General features: G+C 74.6%; 5 protein-coding genes. 3 read left to right on the forward strand and 2 right to left on the reverse strand.

From position 1 onward, the window contains the following. The 3 genes from PSH25_RS23040 to PSH25_RS23050 all read left to right on the forward strand — a co-directional run. Positions 1-233 (forward strand): hypothetical protein (locus PSH25_RS23040; RefSeq protein WP_238661052.1); only part of this gene is annotated, 233 nt, incomplete at its 5' end. Positions 234-242: 9 nt separating this feature from the next. Next, complete coding sequence (gene metF, locus PSH25_RS23045; RefSeq protein WP_238661053.1) at positions 243-1,160, forward strand: methylenetetrahydrofolate reductase [NAD(P)H]; 918 nt, start codon at positions 243-245, stop codon at positions 1,158-1,160. A 44-nt stretch (positions 1,161-1,204) separates the two neighbouring features. Next, positions 1,205-1,894: a CDP-alcohol phosphatidyltransferase family protein gene (locus PSH25_RS23050; RefSeq protein ID WP_238661054.1), complete on the forward strand. Its 690-nt coding sequence runs from the start codon at positions 1,205-1,207 to the stop codon at positions 1,892-1,894. 68 nt (positions 1,895-1,962) lie between these two features. On the opposite strand, the gene PSH25_RS23055 is transcribed toward PSH25_RS23050, so the two are convergent. Continuing rightward, positions 1,963-3,450, reverse strand: a complete 1,488-nt coding sequence (locus PSH25_RS23055; protein WP_238661055.1) for a phytoene desaturase family protein — start codon at positions 3,448-3,450, stop codon at positions 1,963-1,965. Positions 3,451-3,462: 12 nt separating this feature from the next. After that, a partial coding sequence (locus PSH25_RS23060) for a glycosyltransferase family 2 protein (RefSeq protein WP_238661056.1) occupies positions 3,463-4,271 on the reverse strand: 809 nt, incomplete at its 5' end.

Here is a 4,271-nt window from a genome sequence, read left to right on the forward strand (position 1 = left end):
CCCGCCGCCCCTCCCGCACCGCCCCGTTCTACCTCGCGGGTACGACGCCTTCCGCCCACCGGGTCGGGGCGCGCGGGGCGACACCGCCCGCCGGGTCGGGCGCTCGGGGTGACACCGCCCACCCGGTCGGGCGCGCGGTGCGCCCGGGCGGCACGGCCCACCGGGTCGCGCGGACCGGGCCGGACCGGCCGCTGGGTGGGAAGGGCCTGGGTCCTGGCGCCATCGACCGCTAGAGTCGGGTCGTGGCGCTCGGTCTTCCCTCGACACTCCCCAATCCGCAGCCGGCGATCGGGGAGCTCATCCGTGAGCACCAGCCGACCTTCTCGTTCGAGTTCTTCCCGCCCAAGACCGACGCGGGGGAGCAGCTGCTCTGGCAGGCCATCCGCGAGCTGGAGTCCCTGCGCCCGTCGTTCGTGTCGATCACGTACGGCGCCGGCGGCTCGACCCGGGACACCACCGTGGCGTTGACCGAGCGGGTCGCCACCGAAACCACCCTGCTGCCGATGGCCCACCTGACCGCTGTCAACCACTCCGTCGCCGAGCTGCGGCACGTGGTCGGCCGGCTCGCCGGGGTGGGGGTGCGCAACGTGCTGGCGGTTCGTGGTGACCCCCCGGGCAACCCTGGCGGTGAGTGGATCCGCCACCCCGAGGGCGTGGACTACGCCGAGGACCTGGTCCGGCTGGTGCGCGACGCCGGCGACTTCAGCGTCGGCGTGGCGGCCTTCCCGTACAAGCACCCCCGCTCGCCCGACGTGGCCAGCGACACCGCCCAGTTCGTCCGCAAGTGTCGGGCCGGCGCGGAGTTCGCGGTCACCCAGATGTTCTTCGACGCCGACGACTACCTGCGGTTACGGGACCGGGTGGCCGCTGCCGGCTGTGACACCCCGATCCTGGCCGGCGTGATGCCGGTGACCCAGTTCAGCACCATCGAGCGGTCCGTGCAGCTGTCCGGTGCGCCGTTCCCACCGGCGTTGGCGGCCCGCTTCGAACGCATCGCCGACGACCCGGACGCCGTCCGCCGGCTCGGCATCGAGCAGGCCAGCGAGATGTGCCGCCGACTGCTGGACGAGGGCGTGCCCGGAATCCACTTCATCACCCTCAACCGGTCCACCGCGACCCGCGAGGTCTGGCAGAACCTGAAGGCCGGCGCCCGCGTGTGAACGCTGTGCCTGCGACACCTGTTGCCCGGCACGACGGTTGATCCGTGGTGGGCACACAGCTGAACTGGGATCAGTACGCCACGGCGTGGGCGCGGTTGCACGGCGGGTTCGACCCTCGGGTCGCTGCGCCGGTGGTGCGCGCCTGGCTGCGATTCGCGTACCACGTCGGATATGTGCTGGGTCGGCTGCGGGTCAGCCCCACCGCGGTCACCGTGGCCGGGGTGCTGCTCTGCTTCTGCGTACCGCTGCTGGTGGGCCGGCCGGGGACCGGGCCGTTCCTCGGCGCGCTGTTCGTGCTGCTCGCCGCCGTGGCGGACAGCGTGGACGGTGCGGTGGCGGTCGCCACCGGTCGCACCACCCGGCTCGGCTACGTCTACGACTCGGTCGCCGACCGGCTCGGTGAGGTGGCGTGGCTGCTGGCGTTCTGGCTGGTGGGCGCGCCGGGTGCGCTTGTCGTCGCGGGCGGCGCGCTGTCCTGGTTGCACGAGTACGTCCGAGCGCGGGCGGTCGCCGCCGGTATGCGGGAGATCGGCGCGGTGACCGTGGGCGAACGCCCCACCCGGGTCTCGGTGGCGCTGGCCGGCTTGCTGGTCGCCGGGCTGGCCGGGCTGATCGAGCCGGACCTGGCCGCCGGCACCATCACCATGGCGACCGCGGTCTGGGTGCTACTCGCCGGCTTCGGCCTGGGGCAACTGCTCTCCAGCATCCGCCGAGCCCTGCTCGACGCCGGCTGAGCGGCGCAGCCGGAAGCGCCGGAACAGACGCGCCGGAAGCGCCGGAACAGACGCGCCGGCTGACGGGCCTACCAGGCGGGGCCGATCTCGTCGGCGACGATCTGGGCGGAGAGGGTCACCATCGGCAACCCGCCGCCCGGGTGGGTGGAGCCACCCACCAGCCAGAGCCCGTTCGCCGGGCCCCGGTTGGCCGGGCGGAGCAGCCCACCGGCGGTGCCGTAGATCGAGCCACCTGGCGCGCCGGTCGCCACGTCCAGGTCGGCGGGGGTGCGGATCTCGCGGAACAGCAGCCGGTCGCGCACGTCCACGCCGCGTCGGGCGAGCACGTCCAGGATCCGGTCGGCGTACGCGTCGGCCAGCCCCGGGCGTCGCCAGTCGACCGCGCCCGCCGCAGTGCCCTGCCGGGCGGCGTTGACCAGCACGAACCACGCCTCGTGTCCGGCCGGGCGGACCATCGGGTCGTCGGCCACGGTGACGAACACCGCCGGGTCGGCCGCCGGCCGGGCCCGTACGCCGCGCCCGGGGTCACCGAAGACCGCGTCGAACTCGGCGTCGTAGTCGTCCGGGAAGAAGACGTTGTGGTGGGCCAGCCCGGTGCTGCCGGAGACGCCGAGCAGCAGCACGAAGCCGGCGAGGCTGCGGTCGGTCAGCCCGGCCAGCCGACGCGGGTGTGGCAGCAGGTCACGGTAGACGGTGAGCGCGTCCACGTTGGCCACCACCACGTCGGCGGGCACCGGGGCGGTGACACCGGCGAGGCGTACCCCGTGCACCCGGCCGCCGGTGGCGTCGATCCGGGTGACCGTGGCGTCGGTCTGCACGACCACGCCGAGGTCCAGGCAGCGGGTCAGCAGCGCGTCGGCGAGCGTGCCCAGCCCGCCGCGCAGGTACCAGCCGCCGAAGGCCAGCTCGGCGTAGGGGACCGCGACCAGCGCCGCCGGTGCCCGACGTGGGTCGGCGCCGGTGTAGGTGGCGTACCGGTCCAGCAGCATCCGCAACCGCGGGTCGGACAGGTGTCGGCGGCCCAGGCCGCGCAGACTGCGGCCCGGGGCGATGGCGGCCAGGTCGCCGACGCGCCAGGCCAGCGACGCGAGGTCGCGGGGAGAATCGACGGTACGGCGCAGGATGTCCCGCGAGGAGGCCTGCCACACGCGTGTCGCCCGGCGCCACAGCCGCTGCCAGTCGGCTGCCGCCCGGTCACCGAGGGCGGCCCCGATCCGGGAGGTGAACTCCACCGGGTCGGCGCACGAGTCCAGGGTCGGGCCACCGCCCGGAAAGACGTGCCGGACGATCGGGTCCAGCGGGACCAGGTCGAGATATTCGTCGAGCTTCGCCCCGGTCGCCTCGAACAGGTCGTGGAAGACCTCGGGCAGGGTGAGCAGGCTTGGCCCGGTGTCGAAGTGGAACGACCCGGCCGGGGTGTCGTGCGCGTACCGGCCGAGCTTGCCGCCGACCGTGTCGGCCCGCTCGAAGACGGTCACCTGGTGCCCGGTAGCGGCCAGCCGGGCGGCGGTGGCGAGGCCACCCACCCCGGCGCCGACGACCACGATCCGCGCCATGCCGCGTCCTCCCTAGCTGACCGGGCGGCCCCGCCAGGTCAGGCGGCGTCGCTTTCGCAGATGGTACGACCGCAGGGTCAGCCAACCGAGGACCACGACCGACACGGGGTGTGCGAGCGCGTCGGGCCACCACCGGCCACCGGTCGCGCGGGCGGTGAGCACCCGTCCGGCCACCCCGAGCACATACGCGGCGAGCGCCACCATTGACACCCGGGGAGCCGTCGTGGCGACCGTCAGCGCGATCAGCGGTGGGGCGGTGTAGAGCAGCAGCAGTGCCACCACCACGGCCGCCGCCGCGCCCGGGTGCCCGAACGACGCCCAGAGCGACTTCGAGTACCCGTCGCGCAGTTGCGGCCAGTCGTCGTACATCCGGCAGGTGGCCAGCCGGGAGCCGTCGGCCAGGGCGATCCGCCCGCCGGCCCGCTTGACCGCCCGGGCCAGCTCGACGTCCTCCAGGATCTTGTCGGCGACCGCGGCGTGCCCGCCGGCGGTGGTGTAGCCGGCCCGGTCCACCACCAGGAACTGCCCGCCCGCCGCGGCCAGCGACGGCCGCGGCGAGCGCTCCATCGCGCGCAGCGGCAGGAAGGTCAGCCAGAGCCACTGCAACAGCGGCTGCACCAACCGGTCGGCCGCCGTCGCCACCACGATCCGGGGGTACGGCGACAGCAGCGTCACCCCGGCGGCGCGCAACTCGGTGACGGCGGCGGCCACGGCGTGCGGGGCGAGCACCACGTCGGCGTCGACGAAGACCAGCGCGGTGGCGTCCGGGTCGGCCCGGGTGGCCAGCTGCCAGCAGGCGTGCGGCTTGCCCAGCCAGCCCG

The sequence above is a fragment of the Micromonospora foliorum genome, from assembly GCF_022229015.1.
Taxonomy (GTDB): domain Bacteria; phylum Actinomycetota; class Actinomycetes; order Mycobacteriales; family Micromonosporaceae; genus Micromonospora; species Micromonospora foliorum.

Coding starts and splice junctions, on each gene's coding strand:
- PSH25_RS23055 (WP_238661055.1), bottom strand. CDS start 3,450: ATGGCGCGGATCGTGGTCGTCGGCGCCGGGGTGGGTGGCCTCGCCACC.